Source organism: Salibacterium aidingense DSM 18341, assembly GCF_000429685.1.
Lineage (GTDB): Bacteria > Bacillota > Bacilli > Bacillales > Marinococcaceae > Salibacterium > Salibacterium aidingense.
Genome location: NZ_AUCI01000001.1, coordinates 315583 through 335357, shown reverse-complemented (window position 1 = coordinate 335357; position 19775 = coordinate 315583). Strand labels below are relative to the sequence as shown.

At 43.4% G+C, this 19775-nt stretch carries 18 protein-coding genes; 17 read left to right on the top strand and 1 reads right to left on the bottom strand.

Annotation, left to right across the window (positions count from 1 at the left end):
- Positions 1-254 precede the first annotated feature (254 nt).
- Genes G475_RS23995 through G475_RS0101580 form a run of 5 tightly spaced genes read left to right on the top strand, consistent with a single transcriptional unit; the run spans position 255 to position 7238 of the window.
- Positions 255-1760, top strand: coding sequence for a pyridoxal phosphate-dependent decarboxylase family protein (locus G475_RS23995; protein WP_035709776.1), 1506 nt, complete (start codon positions 255-257; stop codon positions 1758-1760).
- Positions 1757-3526 (top strand): IucA/IucC family protein, encoded by a 1770-nt coding sequence (locus G475_RS0101595; RefSeq protein WP_026699761.1) that lies wholly within the window; start codon positions 1757-1759, stop codon positions 3524-3526. The genes G475_RS23995 and G475_RS0101595 overlap by 4 nt, the downstream gene beginning before the upstream one ends.
- Positions 3527-3569: 43 nt before the next feature.
- The gene (locus G475_RS0101590; RefSeq protein WP_407636185.1) at positions 3570-4124 is read left to right on the top strand and encodes a GNAT family N-acetyltransferase; all 555 of its coding nucleotides are present in this window, start codon (positions 3570-3572) and stop codon (positions 4122-4124) included.
- Positions 4099-5436, top strand: coding sequence for a lysine N(6)-hydroxylase/L-ornithine N(5)-oxygenase family protein (locus G475_RS23990; protein ID WP_051302046.1), 1338 nt, complete (start codon positions 4099-4101; stop codon positions 5434-5436). The genes G475_RS0101590 and G475_RS23990 overlap by 26 nt, the downstream gene beginning before the upstream one ends.
- Positions 5433-7238: an IucA/IucC family protein gene (locus G475_RS0101580; RefSeq protein ID WP_051302044.1), complete on the top strand. Its 1806-nt coding sequence runs from the start codon at positions 5433-5435 to the stop codon at positions 7236-7238. The genes G475_RS23990 and G475_RS0101580 overlap by 4 nt, the downstream gene beginning before the upstream one ends.
- A gap of 172 nt (positions 7239-7410) precedes the next feature.
- Here the strand turns inward: G475_RS0101580 and G475_RS0101575 are convergent, their stop codons facing one another.
- Positions 7411-8049, bottom strand: a complete 639-nt coding sequence (locus tag G475_RS0101575) for a YesL family protein (protein WP_051302042.1) — start codon at positions 8047-8049, stop codon at positions 7411-7413.
- A 435-nt stretch (positions 8050-8484) separates the two neighbouring features.
- Between G475_RS0101575 and G475_RS0101570 the strand changes: the two genes are divergently transcribed.
- The 12 genes from G475_RS0101570 (at position 8485) to G475_RS0101510 (ending at position 19764) form a co-directional block, all read left to right on the top strand.
- Positions 8485-9816, top strand: coding sequence for an ABC transporter substrate-binding protein (locus tag G475_RS0101570; RefSeq protein WP_026699757.1), 1332 nt, complete (start codon positions 8485-8487; stop codon positions 9814-9816).
- An 80-nt stretch (positions 9817-9896) separates the two neighbouring features.
- The gene (locus G475_RS23985; RefSeq protein ID WP_407636184.1) at positions 9897-10790 is read left to right on the top strand and encodes a carbohydrate ABC transporter permease; all 894 of its coding nucleotides are present in this window, start codon (positions 9897-9899) and stop codon (positions 10788-10790) included.
- Positions 10791-10801: 11 nt separating this feature from the next.
- Positions 10802-11635 (top strand): carbohydrate ABC transporter permease, encoded by an 834-nt coding sequence (locus G475_RS0101560; protein ID WP_035709775.1) that lies wholly within the window; start codon positions 10802-10804, stop codon positions 11633-11635.
- A 40-nt stretch (positions 11636-11675) separates the two neighbouring features.
- On the top strand, positions 11676-12419 hold the full coding sequence (locus G475_RS0101555) for an SDR family NAD(P)-dependent oxidoreductase (protein WP_026699755.1): 744 nt from the start codon (positions 11676-11678) through the stop codon (positions 12417-12419).
- Positions 12420-12451: 32 nt separating this feature from the next.
- Positions 12452-12898: a PPC domain-containing DNA-binding protein gene (locus G475_RS0101550; protein WP_026699754.1), complete on the top strand. Its 447-nt coding sequence runs from the start codon at positions 12452-12454 to the stop codon at positions 12896-12898.
- Positions 12899-12924: 26 nt separating this feature from the next.
- Positions 12925-13638, top strand: a complete 714-nt coding sequence (locus tag G475_RS26220) for an RraA family protein (protein WP_051302040.1) — start codon at positions 12925-12927, stop codon at positions 13636-13638.
- A gap of 192 nt (positions 13639-13830) precedes the next feature.
- On the top strand, positions 13831-14553 hold the full coding sequence (locus G475_RS0101540) for a FadR/GntR family transcriptional regulator (protein ID WP_169728500.1): 723 nt from the start codon (positions 13831-13833) through the stop codon (positions 14551-14553).
- 67 nt (positions 14554-14620) lie between these two features.
- The gene (locus tag G475_RS0101535; protein WP_026699752.1) at positions 14621-15784 is read left to right on the top strand and encodes an iron-containing alcohol dehydrogenase; all 1164 of its coding nucleotides are present in this window, start codon (positions 14621-14623) and stop codon (positions 15782-15784) included.
- Positions 15785-15803: 19 nt separating this feature from the next.
- Positions 15804-16925: a UxaA family hydrolase gene (locus tag G475_RS0101530; protein WP_026699751.1), complete on the top strand. Its 1122-nt coding sequence runs from the start codon at positions 15804-15806 to the stop codon at positions 16923-16925.
- A gap of 32 nt (positions 16926-16957) precedes the next feature.
- Positions 16958-17242, top strand: a complete 285-nt coding sequence (locus tag G475_RS0101525; protein WP_026699750.1) for a UxaA family hydrolase — start codon at positions 16958-16960, stop codon at positions 17240-17242.
- A gap of 71 nt (positions 17243-17313) precedes the next feature.
- Complete coding sequence (locus G475_RS0101520) at positions 17314-18471, top strand: UxaA family hydrolase (protein ID WP_026699749.1); 1158 nt, start codon at positions 17314-17316, stop codon at positions 18469-18471.
- A gap of 255 nt (positions 18472-18726) precedes the next feature.
- Positions 18727-19764 carry an ABC transporter substrate-binding protein gene (locus G475_RS0101510; protein ID WP_026699747.1) on the top strand — a complete coding sequence of 346 codons (1038 nt, stop codon included), beginning with the start codon at positions 18727-18729 and terminating at the stop codon, positions 19762-19764.
- The last annotated feature ends 11 nt before the right edge of the window (positions 19765-19775 follow it).

Below are 19775 nucleotides of genomic sequence, written 5' to 3'. Positions count from 1 at the left end.
AATTTGTCGAAAGAGTTAGAGCAGCTTATTAGGACTGGAGATTCAATCTCTGGTCCTTTTTTATTGGTGACAGGCACCGCCCGGGATTTGTTGATTAGTGTCGGTTTCTCGTTGGAAGGTGTCTGCTTTGTCCTTTCCCATACGTTAGTACCAATTCCAGGAATTTTATTGACATTGATAATCATTATCATTTAATGTGAAGTTGTTTCATTGAGCTCTTGAATAAAGAAAGCATGGAAATGGGAGGGACGTAGATGGCAGGTGTGTCAGAGCAGCTGGATGAAGCGTTTGTGCAGGGTTTTATGTTACCCGGTAATGTGCCGGCGCTTCAATCGGCTTTGCACCAGACGGCGCAATTACTATCTGATTATTTCGATAAAACAAATCATTCCTATTCAGGCCTGGCGGCGGATCAGCTAGACCACGCTATCGGCGGGATGCTTGCTGAGACCGAAGAGCCGCATGCCGTGTCGGAAGTGCTGGGGGAAGTGAGGACTCATATAATGAGCCATTCCCTGAATGTTAACCATCCGCATACAGCGGCCCACCTTCAGTGTCCTCCGCTCATTCCGTCAGTCTGCGCGGATACGATCGCCAGCGCCTTGAATCAATCTTTGGATTCCTGGGATCAGAGTCCGGCCGCGACAGTGGTGGAACAACATATGACGGAGTGGCTGTGCCGGTTGTTTCAGTTTCCAGAATCGGCAGGCGGAACATTTACGACCGGCGGCACCCAGTCCAACTACATGGGACTTCTTCTGGCACGGGACCATTATTGCTTACACGTTCTCGGACGGGACGTAAAGAAATACGGTTTCCCGCCGAAAGCTTCCCGATTTAAAATTCTTTGCTCGGAGGAAGCTCACTTTACGGTGAAAAAATCGGCAGCCCAGCTTGGATTAGGCGAGGAAGCCGTGATTTTAATCCCGGCCGATAACAGAAAAAAGATGGATGCCCGTTTGCTGGAGGAGACGATTCACCGAATAAAAGCCGGCGGTGATATTCCAATGGCTGTCGTTGGCACGGCCGGGACAACTGATTTTGGAAGCATAGATCCTCTTGAGGAAATAGGCACCATTGCTGCCGCCGAAAAAATCTGGCTGCACGTGGATGCAGCTTATGCCGGGGCGCTTGCTTTGAGCAGCCAGTACGCTTGCAAGCTGAGAGGGATAACACAGGCGGATTCGATTTCCGTTGATTTTCACAAACTATTTTATCAACCCGTGAGCTGCGGCGCTTTTTTGGTGAAAAAGCAGTCTTTTTTTCAACATGTGGCACATCCAACCGACTATTTGAACCCAGATGAGGATAAAGAAGACGGTATCGTTAATTTGGTGGATCATTCCATTCAGACAACAAAACGGTTTGATGCCCTGAAGGTGCTGGTGACGCTGAAAACAATAGGAACGCGGCAGTGGGGCCAACTCATTGATCAGTCTATCTCAAATGCTGCCATGCTGGCGGAAAAGATAGAAGCTGACCCTTCCCTTCGCCTTGTGATGAGACCGGAAATGAATGCTGTTGTTTTTCGATATCGCTCTCAAAACGAGGAGGAAAACGGGCTCCACCGCCGGATTCAACAGCACCTTTATCATTCCGGCGAAGCAGCCATTGCTAAAACAAAAGTCAACGGTGTGCCGCATTTAAAATGTACGCTGCTTCATCCATGCACCACAGAAGAACGGCTGGAGCAGCTGGTACAGGCGGTGGTGAATACAGGCCGGAAATTGGAAAAAAGAAAAAAGGAGGAAACCGTATGAGGACCAGGGTACTCGCAGCGGAGGCGGCGATGCAGAGTTTCGTGAATTGTTTTCTAAGAGAAACAGGCAAAGGACGGTGGGAGGAAAGCGAAGCCGAAAACGGGGCTTATACTATTTTTCTGGAGCATCAGCACATTGAGCTGAGGCTGCCGGTCCATTATCATTCGTTGACGCACCGGCATCTGTTTTCGTTTCCCCTCTATTATAAACCAGCGGGAGACGGGAAATGGGTCGAGCTGGACCTGACCTTAACAGCCTCTCTGCTCCTGAAGGAACTGGCTCTGGAAAACGATCACCATGAGGATATGGAAGAAATGATGTATCGTGTGCTGCAAAGCTATGAGCTTCTCTATTTCTTTCTGGAAGAGAGAAAAGACGATGCGTCTCTGTATCCGGGCAGCCCTGATTTTATTCAGTCGGAGCAGTCCCTGGTGTTGGGCCATTTACTCCATCCTGCTCCAAAAAGCAGGCAGGGCATGGATCGGGAAGCAGACAGGCTCCACTATTCCCCGGAAACCAAAGGAGCTTTGCAGCTTCACTACTTCCGTGCGCCTCGTGCGCTGATCGAGGAGAATTCTTCAGACGGGAAAACAGCGGTCAGAATGGTTAAAGACGAACTGCAGAAGGACCCTGAAGCAGAAGCTGCTTTTAAACAGTCTTACTGCGGAGAGGACGACTCCGCGTTAATTCCGGTCCATCCGCTTCAAGCCGAACACCTGCTAGCTGAACCGGCCGTCAGGCAGATGGTGGAAGAAGGGAGACTGCAGTATTTAGGTCCTCACGGAAAGAAATTTAAACCGACTTCATCGATCCGGACCCTGTTTCATGAACAGTCCCCCTATATGTATAAATGTTCGATTCCGGTCAAGGTTACGAATTCCCTGCGGGTAAATCAGAAAAAGGAACTGGAACGGGGAATTGAAGTGAACTGCCTTCTGCAGGGCCCGATTGAAGAAGAGCTGGCGCAATATTTTCCTTCTTTTCACGTCATTCGGGACCCGGCCTATATCACCCTCAAAGGCGGGGGGGAAACGGGCTTTGAAACCATTATCCGTGAGAATCCCTTTCAGGAAGAGCACGGAGAAAATGTGGTGCTGGCGGCCGGCCTTTTTCATGATCCGTTCCAAACCAATAGAAGTCCGCTTGCCGGTATCATCCGCGGACTAGCTGAAAAAGAAGACCGAAGTACTGCGGCGGTCAGTATCGATTGGTTCCAGCAGTATCTGACGATTTCGCTGTACCCGCTGATGTGGCTTTACGCCACCCACGGGATTGCCCTCGAAGCCCACCAGCAGAATTCAATCGTGAAAATGAAAGAGGGCTACCCGGCCAAATTTTATTATCGGGACAACCAGGGGTATTATTTCTGCGAATCTAAAGCGGCACATCTACGCTCGTTTGTCCCTGAACTGAATCGCAAGAGCGATACGGTCTGCGCGGATGCCATTGCCGAAGAGCGTTTTCGTTATTATTTTTTCATCAATCACTTGTTTGGGCTGATTAATGGTTTTGGCACGTCCGGACTGGCAGAAGAACAAAGCCTGCTGGACGTGCTGCGCAAGGAGCTGAAGGATATCCAGTGGCTGCAGCTGGATTCGCCTCTTCTGGAAAGCCTGCTGTGGGATGAAACCATTCCGTCCAAAGCCAATCTTCTCACGAGGTTTTATGACATGGATGAATTGACGGGTGAGCTTGCCACCCAGTCGGTGTATGTCCAAATTCCCAATCCCTTGAAAGAAAAGGAGCGTGTGGTTCATGACAGCTGAGGAAAAAACAAAGCAATATGCATTCAGCTGGAATCATCCCCGGATAAGACGGAACATACAGTTTCGCCCGGTCCTGGAAGCACATGATTTTCACATTTTACATGGATGGATGCATCAGGAGCATGTGATTCCGTTTTGGCAGCTGAATCAATCAGAGGAGGCGTTCCGCCAGCATCTGAAAAAGGCTCTCGCGGATTCCCATCAATCTCTGTATATCGGCTGCCTCGACGGACGGCCGATGAGTTACTGGGAAGCGTACTGGGCAGCGGATGATGTCATTGGCGGCTTCTACAAGGCCCGTTCCTATGATCAAGGGATCCATCTCTTAATTGGACCGGCAGAGGATATTGGAAAGGGCTGCGCACGACCGCTGGTGGAAGCGATGATTTCCTTTCAGTTCAGGGAGGAGCCGCGGACGCGTCTTATCGTGGCAGAACCAGATATTCGTAATGACAAAATGATCCATGTATTTAAACAGTGCGGGTTTGAAGCGGTGAAGCCGGTGGATCTTCCGGATAAACGCGGCCTGTTGATGGGCTGCCGCCGGGAAACATGGGAAAGGAGTGTAGGAAATGAAGCAGGCAGACAAGGTGTATGACATTATCGGTGCAGGGATCGGCCCTTTTAACCTGGGGCTGGCTGCTCTGCTCGATCAAACACCGGAGCTTGAGGCATTGTTTTTCGATGAAAATCCGGAGTTTCAGTGGCATGCCGGAATGCTTATTGACGGTACCACGCTGCAGGTGCCATTTCTGGCAGATTTGACAACAATGGCTGATCCGAAAAGCCCATTTACGTTTCTGCAGTATTTACAGGAGCAGGGGCGGCTGTATGCCTTTTACTTTTATGAAAAGTTCCATATCCCGCGGCAGGAATACAACCATTACTGCCGCTGGGCCGCGTCGAAGCTTCCCTCCTGCCTGTTCGGCCGCCGGGTCACGAACGTAACGTTTGCGTCAGCGAAGGGAGTCTACGTCATAGAGGTGGAGAACGCCTTCCAACAGACAACGGAGTATTATTACAGCCGTCATATTGCGGCAGGCATTGGGACCAGACCGGAACTGCCGCCGGCCGCAGCAAGCCTGGACAGCAGCGGCTGCTGCCATTCTGCCGAGTTTTTATTCGAAAAACAGGAAATGACAGAAAAATCCTCCCTCACCGTGATCGGTTCCGGGCAGAGTGCGGCGGAGATATTTCTCCACCTGCTGCAGGAAAAACCACAGCATGGATACCGCCTGCAGTGGTATACCCGCTCTCCCGGGTTTTTTCCGATGGAGTACTCCAAGCTAGGGTTAGAACATTTTTCTCCGGAGTACACCCGCTACTTTTATCACCTCGATCCAGCGGTGAAAGATCAGCTGTTAACGCAGCAGGACTTGTTATATAAAGGCATCAGCATGGATACAATTGCTGCGATCTATGACGAGCTTTATGAGCAGACGATCGGCGGTTCGCCCTGCGACGTGCGGCTGCAGGCGCAGACGGAATTGACGGAGGTAATACAGAGGAGAGATGGGGCATATGAGCTCTCGCTTTGTGACGTTCATACCGGTGAAACTCACACGATTGACACAGAAGGCTTGATTCTTGCAACGGGGTATAAACCTGCCATTCCCACGTTTCTGGAGGGAATCGAGCACGGCCTCGAACGGGATGAAAAGGGACGGCTTCTCATTGATGAGAAATACCGAATCAGGCAAAGCAACCGTGCCCATCATATTTTTGTCCAGAACGGCGAAATGCACACACACGGGGTTGGGGCTCCTGATCTTGGGCTAGGAGCCCACCGCAATGCCGTTATTGTTAATGAACTAGCAGGAAGGACGGTCTATCCGGTTCGGGAAACCAATGTGTTTCAACAATTTGGCTGGCCTGTGTCATCTAAAGAAAGAAAGGAAGAGTTGATATGATTTCTACAGAAGCCCTGGCTCCACTGCGCGGAGAGAACTGGAAAAAAGCTAACCGGCGCCTTACCGGCAAAATGCTGCAGGAGTTTTTATATGAAAATATTATACAAGCAGAGACGGAAACGAAAAAAGGGGAGGACCGGTATCGTTTCCAGGTAGAACTGGGAGGCGCCGTTTATACATTTGAGGTCATCAAACGTTTGTTTAACAGTTTTCACGTGTTCGAAGAGACCATAGAAAAAGAAAAAGCGGGGAATAAGCTGCCTGTGCTCGCTCAGGATTTATTACTGGAGCTTCAGCAGACGGCACCGATATCGAGTGAAACAGCCTCCCATTTAATCAAAGAATACTATCACACCCTGGCGGCGGACTGCCATCTATTGGATAAAACAACGACGGCAGCGGATATGGCCGAGATGGATTACGCCGAACTGGAAGGGGAGATGAACGGTCATCCGTGGATCACCTACAACAAAGGACGGATTGGATTCAGCTATGCGGATTATCTTGATTACGCTCCGGAACAACAGCAGCCTGTCCGATTATTTTGGCTTGCGGTCCATCATACAGCCGCTTCGTTTCAGACAGCCGGGGGATGGAACGAGGAGCGTCTGCTGGAACACGAGCTGACAAGAGAGGAAAGGGAGCACTTCCGCCGAATCGTTCAACAGGCAGGAGCCGATCCCCGCGGTTATTATTTTATGCCTGTGCACACCTGGCAGTGGGAACACCAGATTATATCGCTGTACGCGGATTACCTGGCTGATCAGCGCCTCATTCCGCTGGATTTTTCCAGGGATGAGTATCTGCCGCAGCAATCGATTCGAACGTTTGTGAATAGAACAAACAGGCATAAACACCATGTTAAGCTTCCTATCAGCATTTTAAATACCCTCGTTTACCGGGGGCTGCCAAGTGAACGGACTCTAATTGCCCCGGACGTGACAGAGTGGGTGCAGGACATCCGGGAAGAAGATGAATTTCTGCGCGATATATGTGATATCGGGCTGCTTGGGGAAATCGGCTCTATTGATGTGGCTCATGATAGGTTTCACTCTCTCCCGGGGGCGCCGTATTCTTATCTGGAATTGCTCGGTACGGTCTGGAGAGAAAGCATCTATGAGGCATTGAAGGACGAGGAGCACCCGATGACACTGGCAGCCCTGCTGCATCAGGATGCAGCAGGCCGGCCTCTGGCGCAGGAGCTGATCGAGCGCTCCGGGCTGGCACCGAAGGATTGGATAGAAGCCCTGTGCCGGGCTATTCTGCCGCCACTCCTTCATTATCTGTATAAATACGGTACCGTTTTTTCGCCGCATGGTCAGAACGCTATCGTGGTGTTGAAGCAGAATATTCCACAGCGCCTGATTATGAAAGACTTCGTGGATGATGTGAATATCAGCGATCAGCCGCTGCCGGAGCTCTCCTTCGTGCCGGAGCAGCTGAAGACGGTTCTGCGCAGGGAACCGCCGCAAGGGTTGGTGCAGTTTATTTTCACCGGCTTGTTTATCTGCCATTTCCGCTATCTTGCTGATCTTCTTGATGTGAAAGGCCTGCTGGACGAAAAAACATTCTGGCAACAGGCAGCGCAGACCATCAGCTCCTACGAGGACCAATTTCCGGAATTATCCGAGCGGTTCAAGTTGTTCGACCTCTTTCAGCCCACGATGACCAAACTATGCCTGAACCGGAACCGAATGTTGGAAGACGGGTACCGGGAAGGAGACGACCGCCCCCATGCCGCCGAACACGGCCAGGTAGAAAACCCATTAAGTGCCTGTCACCACCCGGGTTTTGTCGAATGACTGTCTGAGTGTAGATTGAAAGAATATTACCTATTAAAAGGAAGGTAAAATTATTTGAGCAATTGGAATTAGTAAATGGTAAGAAAAAAGAGGCTGGGGGCACTACTGTAACCGTCCAGTCTCTTTTTTTATAATTAAATAAAAATTAATTTTAAATGGTTAAAGATGCTTTTTAAACTCTCGTTTGAATATTTGTTTTTTGTCTTATTTGTTCAACCCTCGAAAAAGAAATAGTCGCTAGATACATTAGAATCCACGCAAGAAGACTAACTCCAAAGAAAGGAATCAATCCTGGAAGAGCTATCATTAAAATAATGACTAGTATACTGCTGCATAACATTAATGAAGTCAAAAATGGGTGGAATAACATTATCATACAGGCGTTTATATATATATCATAAGTTTTCATTTCATAATGGACATAAACAGGAAAAATGTATAAAAGAATCAGAACAAAAAGAATGGAACAGGGGATTGTTATAAATAATATTAATTTTATAACACCGTTAGTTTCATGTAAAAGCAAAATATAATCCAAGTATAACATCACTCCCATTATCAGGAGAGTGAGTCCAAATAAGTTAGTTTTAATAAAATCCTTTTTATAATACTTCCAAAAAGTGCGGATGATGGGAAAATCCTCTTCTCCAAGAATCCATTTACGACAAATGGCAAACATTGCAGTAGTTGCTGGAAATATTCCAAATAAAATAAATCCAGTAAAGCTAAATACAATCCATAAAATATTTAAGTGAGCCAGTTTCATTATACCGTTTTTTAGTTTATAAAGGCCGCCTGAAATTCCGGTCATGGTTTCTTCCTCCCCATAGTTTCTTCGCTCCCCGCTAAAGTTTCCCTAAAGTATTCTTTTCTCTTTTTCATGTTCTACCAATAAGGATAACTGCTTGACATACACCTCTCTGGGCAAAGGTCCCGATATCATTCATTTTATGAAAAGGCTTCCACTGTTATTGACTTTTAATATAACATATAGTTAAATTGCTTTAAAGGTTGACCAATTAATAAGTAAATGAATTTAAAGTTGTTTAAATTTAAAAATTTCAAATAATTTTTATTGACAATTCCAAAGAAAAATAGTTTAATGAAAAATAGGTTAACCAATTAATGAATCGACCAATTTAATGGCGTATTTTTTAAACAAATAATGAAAGCGCTTCATACTAAGGGTGAAAAGGAGGATAGCTTGAAAAATAAGTCATAAAAATTTGTGAAGGGGTGTTCATAAATGACACTTAAAAATTTACATTCTTTTGTTACTTTTTTTTGTTTTGTATTTTTATTGGCTGCTTGTGGCGGCGACAGTGAATCAACTGCGGATGGTAATAATCAGGAAGGTGATAAACAGGAGGATGAGAAAGTTGAACTGCGGTTTGCTTGGTGGGGAAGTGCAGAGCGCCATAACATCTATAATGAAATCCTAGACAATTACGAAGAAGAACATCCAGAAGTAAAAATAGTAAGAGAACCCTCCTCATGGGATGATTACTGGACAAAACTATCAACTCAGGGATCAGGGGGGAATCTACCCGATATTTTCGGTCTTCACCTGTTGTTGTATGGGGACGAGTATTTTAACAAAAATGTTATTGCTTCCTTAGAACCTTATGTAGGAAAACAAATCAGCCTGGAAGGATGGGATGAATCAGTTCTTGAAGCTGGGACGTATAAAGGCGACTTACTTGCACTTGCTAAAGGAGTAACAATTCAGTCCTTAATTGCCAATACAAGCAAGGCGGAGAATTTAGGGTTAGAAGCCCCTTCTCCCGAAATGAATTATCAGGAATTAAAAGATTATGCATCAGAGGCTGTGAATGTTCTTCCTGAAGGTGAATATGTACTTCCGGACCCTACGGTTACAGAGCATGCCGTAGAAATGTGGGCCAGACAAAAAGGTGGTTCTTTTATTACGGAAAATGGTAAGGAACTCGGTTTTAGTAAAGAAGATTTAGTAGAATTCTGGACTTATTGGGATGAGTTGCGTCAGATGGGAGCAATTCCACCTGCCCAATTGGTTTCAGAACAGTCCGGGCTTCCAGATGAAAGTAGTTTATTTGCTCAGGGAAAGACGATTTTTATTGATCGGCCTTCCAATAGGGCCAAAATGCTGTCTGGATATGTGGAAGGAGATGAATTGGAAATTCTTCGCTGGCCCCTTATGGAAGATGGGGAGTTTAGTGGAGGCGAACAATTACAAATTCCAGCGATTGTAATGAGTAATGACTCGGAACATAAAGAGGAAGCAGCAGAATTAATCAATTACTTTGTAAATGATTTAGAAGCCACAGAAATTTATGCTGCAGAAAACGGAATACCAGGGACGGAACCAGTGCGGGAAAATCTTGAACCATCCCTTCAACCTCTTGATGAACAAGCTATTGAGCACATGGAAAAAGTAGTTGACGATATTCCGGTGACCACAAGTCGTCCGGCAGGTTCTTCTGCGGTTTTACAGGCTTATTATCGTTATTCTGAATCGATAGGATATGGGGAGATTTCGATTGAGGATGCGGTAGACGAATTTTTTGCGGAAGCAGAACAAGCGTTAAGCCAAAATTAAGTTACCGGAGTAAAAAAGGCCGGATTAGATAATAGTTCCGGCCCTCTGCTTCCTTAGTTTTACAGAGAAAGCGTAAGGTGGTGAAGTTATTGAAAAAACTCTGGGAGAAAAACAAGTATGCATTACTTTTCTTAAGTCCTTGGCTGATAGGCATTATTTTTCTAGGGCTTATCCCTATGTTTGCTTCTCTTTATTTGTCGTTTACTAACTATAATATGTTTGAAGCACCAACGTGGACAGGTCTGGGAAACTATATCGAAATGTTCACGTTAGACGGAAGGTTTTGGCAATCCCTTAAAGTAACTCTGATTTATGTGTTTGTTGGAGTTCCGTTGCAATTAGCGATGGCGTTTACGATTGCTCTTATATTAAATAGAGGAGTTTTTGGATTGTCAGCATTCCGAGCTGTGTATTACATCCCATCGCTGATAGGTCCCAGTGTAGCCATTGCAATTCTTTGGAGACAAGTATTTGGTATGGAAGGTATGGTTAACGATGTATTAAGCCTGTTTGGTATTGATGGGCAGAGTTGGGTATCTGATCCTTCGACTGCGCTATACACGTTAATTATTTTGTTAATCTGGCAGTTTGGATCTCCGATGGTAATATTTTTGGCAGGTTTAAAACAAATTCCAATGGAAATGTATGAAGCAGCCTCTATTGATGGTGCAAATAAATTCGATCAAATTATTAGAATAACGCTTCCTATGATTACACCAATAATATTTTTTAATCTCGTTATGCAGATTATCGGTGCTTTTCAGGCGTTTACTCCAGCTTTTATTGTCGGCGGGGAAAGTGGAGGTCCCTTGGACTCTACATTATTTTATACCCTTTATTTGTACATAAAGGCTTTCACAGAATTTCAAATGGGATATGCGTCAGCCTTAGCGTGGATTTTACTAATTATCATTGCAGTATTTACAAGTTTGCTGTTTCTAAGTGCCAGAAAATGGGTGCATTATGAAAGTTAGGGGGAAGCCGAATGAAAAGAAAATATGCTAATATTATGAAATTTAGCGTCCTCTTTGTTGGAGCTTTTGTTATGTTGTATCCATTGCTTTGGATGATTAGCAGTGCTTTTAAACCAACTGAAATCATTTTCAGAGAAGTAAGCATTATCCCAACAGAAGTAACGCTTGAAAATTTTATGGAAGGGTGGCAGGGAATTTCCGGGGTTTCTTTCACTACATTTTTTTCAAACTCATTCATTATAGTTGGGCTTTGCATTGTCGGAAATGTGATTACCTGTTCTATGGCAGCATATGCCTTTGCCCGGTTGAATTTCTCTCTTAAAACATTGTTATTTGCATTGATGTTAGGTTCTATTATGCTACCTTATCATGTGCTGTTAATTCCACAATATCTCATTTTTAACTATTTAGGATGGGTGGATACTTTTTTACCGTTATTTATCCCGAAATTTTTGGCAACCGACGCTTTTTTCATATTCTTAATGGTTCAGTTTGTCCGGGGAATACCGCGGGAACTAGATAATGCCGCAAGAATCGATGGCTGCGGCCCTGTCCAAATATTTTCAAGAATTATATTTCCATTAATGCTTCCTGCCATTGTAACAACAGCCATCTTTACGTTCATATGGACCTGGAATGATTTTTTCAGTCAGTATATTTATCTCAGCAATCCAAATTTATGGACGGTTTCCTTGGCTCTTAGAGGCTTTTTAGATGCCATGGGAGAATCGCAATGGGGGGCAATGTTTGCCATGTCATTACTATCTATTGTCCCAATTTTTATCTTTTTCATTGCTTTTCAAAAGTTATTAATCGAGGGCATTGCCACTACGGGCATAAAATAAAGCCGGTTTTCCGCAATGCTTGTAAAGGGGGTGAAAAGGAATGAATATAAACGGTAAGACGATCCTCATTACCGGGGCAAGTACAGGAATTGGAAGAGCTATTGCCGTAAAATTAGCAGAAGAAAAAACGAATATTATCATCAATTATTCCTCTTCTAAACAGGAAGCGGAAACTACATTAAATATGGTAAAAGAAAAAGGATCTGACGGTATTATTTACCGGGCAGATGTTTCTAAACAAAAAGAAGTTGAATCGATGTGCAGGGAGGCGGTCAACCAATTTGAAAGTATTGATGTATTAATAAATAATGCTGGAGCTACAAACTTTGTGCCATTGCATGATTTAGAGGGAATGTTAGATGAGTATTGGGATAAAGCGTTAAATGTAAATGTGAAAGGGATATTTTATACGAGCAGAGCCTGTAAAGATGAATTAGAAAAAAATAATGGTTCGATTCTGAATATTACTTCTATAGCCGGTTGTAATGGGACGGGGAGTTCGATTGCTTATGCAGCCTCAAAAGCAGCTGGAATTAGTCTAACCAAATCACTGGCGCGTGTTTTTGCACCCAGTGTCAGAGTTAATTCCATAGCACCTGGAGTTGTATTAACACGCTGGGTCGAAGGGCAGGACGAACATATTCAAAAACATAGTGAGGGAACCCCTTTAGGGCGCCCAGCTTCCCCTGAAGATATTTCTAACATGGCCCATGCACTTTTAAAAGGAGGTGATTTTGTCACAGGCCAGACGATTGTTGTGGACGGAGGCTACACGATAACTTAGTGAGCATTTAATGATTGAAGGAGGAAACTGGAATGAGCAGTGATAAGATGTTTTTTGGAGAGGGATTTGGAAGAGCGATCGTTATAAATCTGGAAAAAGGAGATAAACTTCTTGAAAGCATTCGTGAGAAACTAAAAGAAGAAAATATTAATAATGCGGTAGTATATGGAGCTGTTGGTTCTATGCAAAAGCTTGTTTATCATCTTCCTACAAGCATGGGCCCCACGTCTAACGATAAATTCATCACAGTTCAAAATAGTGGACCTATAGAACTGGGAGCGTTGTCAGGGAATGTAATAGATGGGGAACCCCATTTACACATTGTTGCACAGGATAGAGAAGGTAATTATATCGGACACTTGGAGGAAGGCACGGAAATATTGTTTTTAGCGGAAATTGTACTGGCAGAAATAAAAGACTTGAATATTCACCGAGTAAAAAATGAACATGGAGTTGTATACCTTACGGAGAAAAACTAATTTAGTAAATGGGGAGGAAGTAATAAATGAGCATGACAGAGCAAGAACTATTAGAAGGAATTAGACAGTGTAGAGTAGCAGATTTATCTGATGGAATGGACGCCCTGGGACTGGTAAGTAAAGGAACGATGTCTACAGAAATGACTCCCATTCGACCAGGTATTTCATTTGCAGGGTGGGCCTGGACTGTAAAATTGGAACACTCCAACGAAACATTTGAACCATGCTCCACAGTGGAAGAATATATGGAACAAAATGATAAATTTTGTGGAAATATTTATTCTTTTATGAAAGAAATGAAGAAACAGGATGTTACAGACCATGTGCTAGTTATAGACATGGAAGGCTATCCCGGAGGAATATTAGGTTCGGAAAACATGATGAAATATACCCTGGATGGAATGGTCGGCGCTGTGGTAGATGGGGGCTGCCGTGATATTTATGAATGTAACTTGGAGCAGGTGAATGTATTTTCCACGAAGAAAACATTTCAACACGTTTCCGGCAGAATGAAAATGGGAGAGATAGGTGTTCCTGTGAAATGTGCAGGTGTTCATATAGAGCCTCGGGATATCATTTGTGCAGATGATGATGGAGTATTAGTCATTCCCCAGGAGCGCGCGGAAGAAGTATTAACGTTTGCTCGAGCTATTTTACAAAAAGATCAAAAAGTACGAACCTCCCATTATGAAGCCTTGGGATTTAAGCCAGATGAAACGTTGGCCAGGGTGGACAGCTAACTGTTATATCAAACGCAAAGAGCCTTTTTTGATATAAATGTCTCATGGCTGAATTCCCTCAGGGACTTCCGTTAAAGCGTTACCAGATCACTAGTATACTATCTATTCTCAAGATTGACTTAAAAAATTAATGAGATTAAAATACATCTATAGGTTGATCTTTAAATTTGTATGAAAGAAAGGAAACCAATGGTGTCGAACAATCAGTATGAATTTAAACCCATACAGCAAAATCCTATAGTTGTACAATTAACCCGTACATTATTAGACTACATCTCATCTGGCAGTATCAAACCAGGAGAAAAGCTTCCAACTGAACGACAACTGCAGGATAATCTTGGAGTCGGTCGTTCCGCCATTAGAGAAGCCATTAAAGTTCTTACCGTTTTAGGTATATTAGAAGTCAGGCAGGGAGACGGTACTTATTTAAAAAAAGCAGACTCTGGATTACTGCTCGAATCCATTGAATGGGGATTATTTTTAGGGGAAAACAGAATTACCGATTTAATTGAAGCAAGAAAAGAGATTGAACTATCCATTGTAAAATTAGCGGCGGAGCGTTGCAGTGATGAAGAAATTAATGAATTAGAAATGATACTAAGAAAGCTGAAAAACTCCACCATAGAAGATTTTGTAGAATTGGATATATCATTCCATTTGAAAGTAGCTCAAATGTCTAAAAACACTGTGTTTATAGGGATTTTATCAAGCATCCAATCTCTTTTGCGAACGTGGATTAAATTGGTTATAGAAGACGTTGGAGAAACACAGTTTTCCTATAATGATCACTATAATGTGTACCAGGCTATTTCAAAACGTGATCCCGACGCCTGTGTAGAAGCAATGGATAACCACTTACAAGACGCTACAAAAAGATTGATGCAAGTAGTAGAGCAAAAAGAAGGGGTAGAGTAAATTCCCTTCTTTCCCTTTTATCAAAAAAAGGTTGACCTATTTATGAATAAGGGAGGAGTGAGAGTCATTGAATTTTAATTATTTTATTCCCACTTCAGTAGAAGCGGGAAGAGGTATCGCTAAAAATTTAGGGGAAACCTTTCGTTCTTTGGGGGCGGAAAAAATTTTTCTTGTTACCGATAAAGGTATCAGAGAAGCTGGTTTATTGAATGTTATCGAAAAAACATTGCGGTCTTCTTCCATATCTTATGAGGTATTTGATCAAGTCATAAAGAATCCAAGTTCTGAAAGTATAATGAAAGGGGCAGCGCAACTTAAAGCGTACGGCGCAAAGCATGTGCTGGCTGTAGGAGGCGGGAGCAGTATTGATACGGCCAAGGGTATTGCTCTCATGGCAGAAAATGAGGGAGATATACTAGATTACGAAGGAGTCAATAAAGTTGGTAATCCCGGGCTGGACTTGACCGTTATACCCACAACAGCGGGTACCGGAAGTGAAGTAACAGCATCTACTATTGTCACGAATACAAATACCCAATTTAAAGCAGCTGTCATTAGCCCCTATTTGTTTCCACATCGGGCATTATTAGATCCTTTGTTAACATTACAGCTTCCAAAAGAAATAACAGCATCTACTGGAATGGATGCTCTAACACATGCAATAGAATCTTATACTTCAAAAACATCAAATCCAGTTAGTGAAGCTCTGGCTATTCGAGCCATTACAATAATATCTGAAAATATCGAAAAATCATACTTCGTTGCAGATGATATGACAAGTCGGGAGAATATGTTAATAGCTTCTATGCTTGCAGGGGCAGCTTTTTCTCAATCCCGGTTAGGGAACGTTCATGCTATTTCTCATACATTTGGAGGAGTGTTTGATATACCTCATGGAATTGCTAATGCCGTTCTGCTCCCATATGTTATGAGGTTCAATCTTCCTGCCTGCCCTCAAAAAATGGCTGAAATAGCGCAGGCGTTAGGCCAAGCTCCTGTAGGTGCATCCATTTTCAATCAGGCTGAAAGTGGAATAGAAGCAGTCATCAGATTAAATGCATCTTTGAATATTCCAGGAAATATAAGTGAATTAGGGATAGATTTAAAATTGCTGCCTAAATTAGTAGAAGATTCCATGAGGAGTGGAAATATTCACGTAAACCCAAGAAAAACGAGCTCTGAAGATATCGAAACAATCATTAAAAAAGCATATAATGAAAGACTTGAATGATGGAGGAGAGGAAGCAGGAATGGCATATCAATTTGAAGGATATTTGAGAAGCGATGGTACTGTTGGTACCAGAAATTATATAGGAGTAGTGTGCTCAGTTATTTGTTCAAGCAGGGTCACAAAGGAAATTGCTGAAAATGTTAACGATGCTGTTCCGCTTGTTCACTCCAATGGTTGTGCCCAGCTTGGTGACGATTTTACAGTGACAAGAAATATGTTAGTTGGAATGGCTTCAAACCCCAATTTATATGCAGCTCTTCTGGTGGGCCTGGGGTGTGAAACCAATCAAATTTCTGGATTATTGAGAAGTATTCCAAAAAATAAACCTTTAGAAGGGATCGGCATTCAGTATTTAGCTGGTGGAAAGAACACAATAAATAAAGGAATGCAAATAGCGGAAGAATGGTCAAAGAAAGTAGAAAGAAAGAGAAGAATTTTTTCCATTACCTCTCTATCAGTTGGGGTTATAGCTTTGGATTTGGAGGATGAAAAATTAAATAAAGTTACTTCAATTATAGGTAAAACGGTAGATATATTAGTAAAAAACGATGCAACAGTACTAATGGGACTTACGGAGACTCTTGCTCCTGCTTACCTCGAGTTGTCTAAACGTACGGATAATGATGAGGTGAAAAATAAATTTTTATCCTTAAAAGATAGACTAGATCGAAAGCAATGGAAAGAAGCTTATACCTCAAAAAATATCAGAAACAGCTACTCTAAAAAGGAAAAAGCAAGAGCTTCGCTAGAACTTGCATTAACCGGGAATAGTAAAGTCCGCAATTTTCTTTATTACTCAGAAAAACCTGCCGGTAATGGACTTTATTTTACCAAGGCTTCTAACAATTTAACAGAAACCTTATCAGCCATGGCTTCCTCTGGTTGTAATATAGCTATAGTAATAAGCAGCAGGGATATACTTACTGGGTCCCTCATTCTCCCTTGCCTTACAGTCCATTCATCCAGTTCAACTGAATATTTTGAAGATTTAATAGATTATAGGTTAACAGAGGAAGAAGCAGAGGTTCAAGCGGAAAAAATAATTGAAACATTACTTCAGGTTGGATCCGGACAACAAACAAGTTTAGAAAAATACGATTTAGGAGAATTTTCAATCCCTCATGTTGGTACTACATTTTAGTGTTTTAGATAATAGTGGAAGAAGGGGATCCCATGAATCAAAAAATAAATGCTATAAAGTTAGACAATAAGGACAACGTAGTGGTGGCTCTTTCAAATTTAAGTGCAGGGGAGCTGCTTTTTATTCAGGGAGAAAAGAAAAATATAGCATTGAAAGAAAATATCCCTTCTGGACACAAAATAGCTATCCATGCAATCAAAAAAGGAGAAAAAATCATGAAATACGGCGAGTGCATGGGGATGTCTTTGGAGGATATTCCTATAGGCTTCCATGTCCACGTGAATAATGTTCGTGGATTAAATATGGAAGAACGATGATTTTAATATTAATATATTTAACCCATTTTTTCCTTGTTGTAAAAGATTTGTTACGAGGAGAAGGAGGTACAATGAAAACATTTAATGGCTATCAAAGGGCCGATGGCAGTGTGGGAGTTAGAAATCACGTTATTGTCATAAACGCGATAGGAAAATTAGCTGGTTTCACCAGGAAGATGGCTCAGCTTGTACCAGGAGTTATACCAGTCGTTCATCAAGGAGGAGAAGCTCAGTTTCCCCAAGATTTAACCCAGACTGTCCGAACACTGCAAGGTATAGCAGGACACCCTAATGTAAGCGCAGCCTTAATTTTGGGAATGAAAGAGGATAATCTTACTCATGTTATGGAGGAACAATTAAATAAGGAACGGCATCACGTTAAAGTACTTTGTTTAGATGAAGAAAGAACGATAACAGAAATGTTTAAGAAAGGGAAACAATGGTTAAAAACTGCTGTAGAAAACCGTCGTATGGAGAAAAGGGTGTCGGTAGATGTATCAAAGTTAATAGTTGGATTGGAGTGCGGAGGATCGGATGCGTGGTCGGGTATTACAGCGAACCCAGCCATTGGCTGTTTTTCTGATTACTTTGTGAAAGACGAAGGGACTAGTATTTTGGCGGAAACAACAGAAGCGATCGGGGCCGAGCATATAATAGCTGAGCGGGCAGTTCATCCGAAAGTGTCTGCTAAGTTTATAGACATGGTGAAAGAATATGAAGAGCGTATCAAAGAAACGGGACAGGACGTAAGATCTGCAAATCCTTCCCCAGGAAACATAGCAGGAGGGTTAACCACACTGGAAGAAAAATCATTAGGGTGTATCAAAAAAGGAGGGAACGCTCCCTTAAATGAGGTCATTGATTATGCAGAACCCCCCACTAAAAAAGGTTTTGTTTTTATGAACACCCCTGGTTACGATGTGGAATCCGTATCTGGACTTGCAGCTGGGGGAGCACAAATTGTATTATTTTCTACTGGTAAAGGCTCCCCGACAGGATCACCTATTGTGCCGGTAATCAAAATTGGGAGTAATTCAGAACTATACGAAACAATGGCTGAACATATTGATGTCAATGCTGGAAAAATAATGGAAGGCTCAAGCACAAGGATTGAAATGGGAGAAGAAATTTACAATACTGTTATAAATACAGCTAGTGGAAATAAAACAACAGCTGAGAAAAATGGAAATCAGGAATTTGCCATTTGGAGATTAGCAGAAACCATTTGAGTGCCTGTCACCACCCGGGTTTTGTCGAATGATAATTTTTATGGTGGAGGAAAGCTCTGCGGAGAATACAACTCTGCAGGGCTTTTTGTGACAGAAGCCGGAAAAAGGGCAATGCTCTTCACAGATGTTTACAAAAATCTATCCTCTGCTTTACGTCAGGTTCATGTTTGTCCATTACCATAGGAGCTGAGGAAACGTGTCCAAATGGGTCAGATTTTCCTTGGATAGGGGCAGACATAAAGGAGGAACAAGGAGATGAAAAAAACAAACATGCTGTGGTGCGGCATTATAGCGGCGGCTTTTCTTGCCGGATGTGGAGAAAATGACGAGCCATCGGAGGGAGGTACGGCCGAAGGAGAAGAAACCGGGGTGGAAGGGGAATTGAGTTTTTATACGTCGCAGCCGGACGCGGATGCTTCGGCTTTGGTTTCTGCCTTTAACGAGGAGTACCCGGAGGTCGACGTGGAGGTATTCCGGTCCGGAACGGAAGAAGTGATCAGCAAGGTGCAGGCGGAAAATGAGGCAGGCAATGTACAGGCAGATGTCCTTTTGGTAGCGGATGCTGTGACTTTCGAGTCGTTAAAAGCAGAGGATATGCTGATGTCTTATGAATCGCCGGAAGCAGAAGGCATTTCCGACGAATTCATCGATCCGGGTCATACATACTATGGCACCAAAATTATTTCTACGATTTTGGCTGTAAATACCGATGAAGTGGAAGAGACCCCGGTTTCCTGGAAGGCTCTCCTTTCTGATGAAGCAGCCGGGGAAAGCATTATGCCGAGCCCCCTTTATTCGGGAGCAGCGGCCTATAATGTAGGAGTCATGAGCCGGCAGGAGGAGTTTGGCTGGGAATTCTTTGAGAGTTTAAGGGATAATGATATATCCGTGGTACAAGGAAATGGCGGAGTTCTGGAGTCCGTCGCCTCCGGCGAAAAAGCGTATGGGATGGTAGTGGACTTTATCGTCGCCAGGGCAGCAGCCGAAGGTTCTCCGATTGAGCTCGTTTATCCGGACGAGGGCGTTCCTGTTATTACTGAGCCCATCGGTATTATGGAAAATACGGAGAATGAAGAGGCTGCTCAGGCCTTTGTGGACTTTGTCTTGTCAGAACACGGACAGGAAGTCTCCACTGATATTGGTTACACACCGATAAGGGAAGGTGTTTCTGCGCCAGAAGGCTTGAAGACGTTGGAGGAAATGGACGTTCTCTCCCATGATGTGGCAGAGCTTCTCGAGCATCGTGAAGAAGATAAACAGCAGTTTTCTGACGTAGTGGGAGCGCAGGAATAGAGGAGTGACAC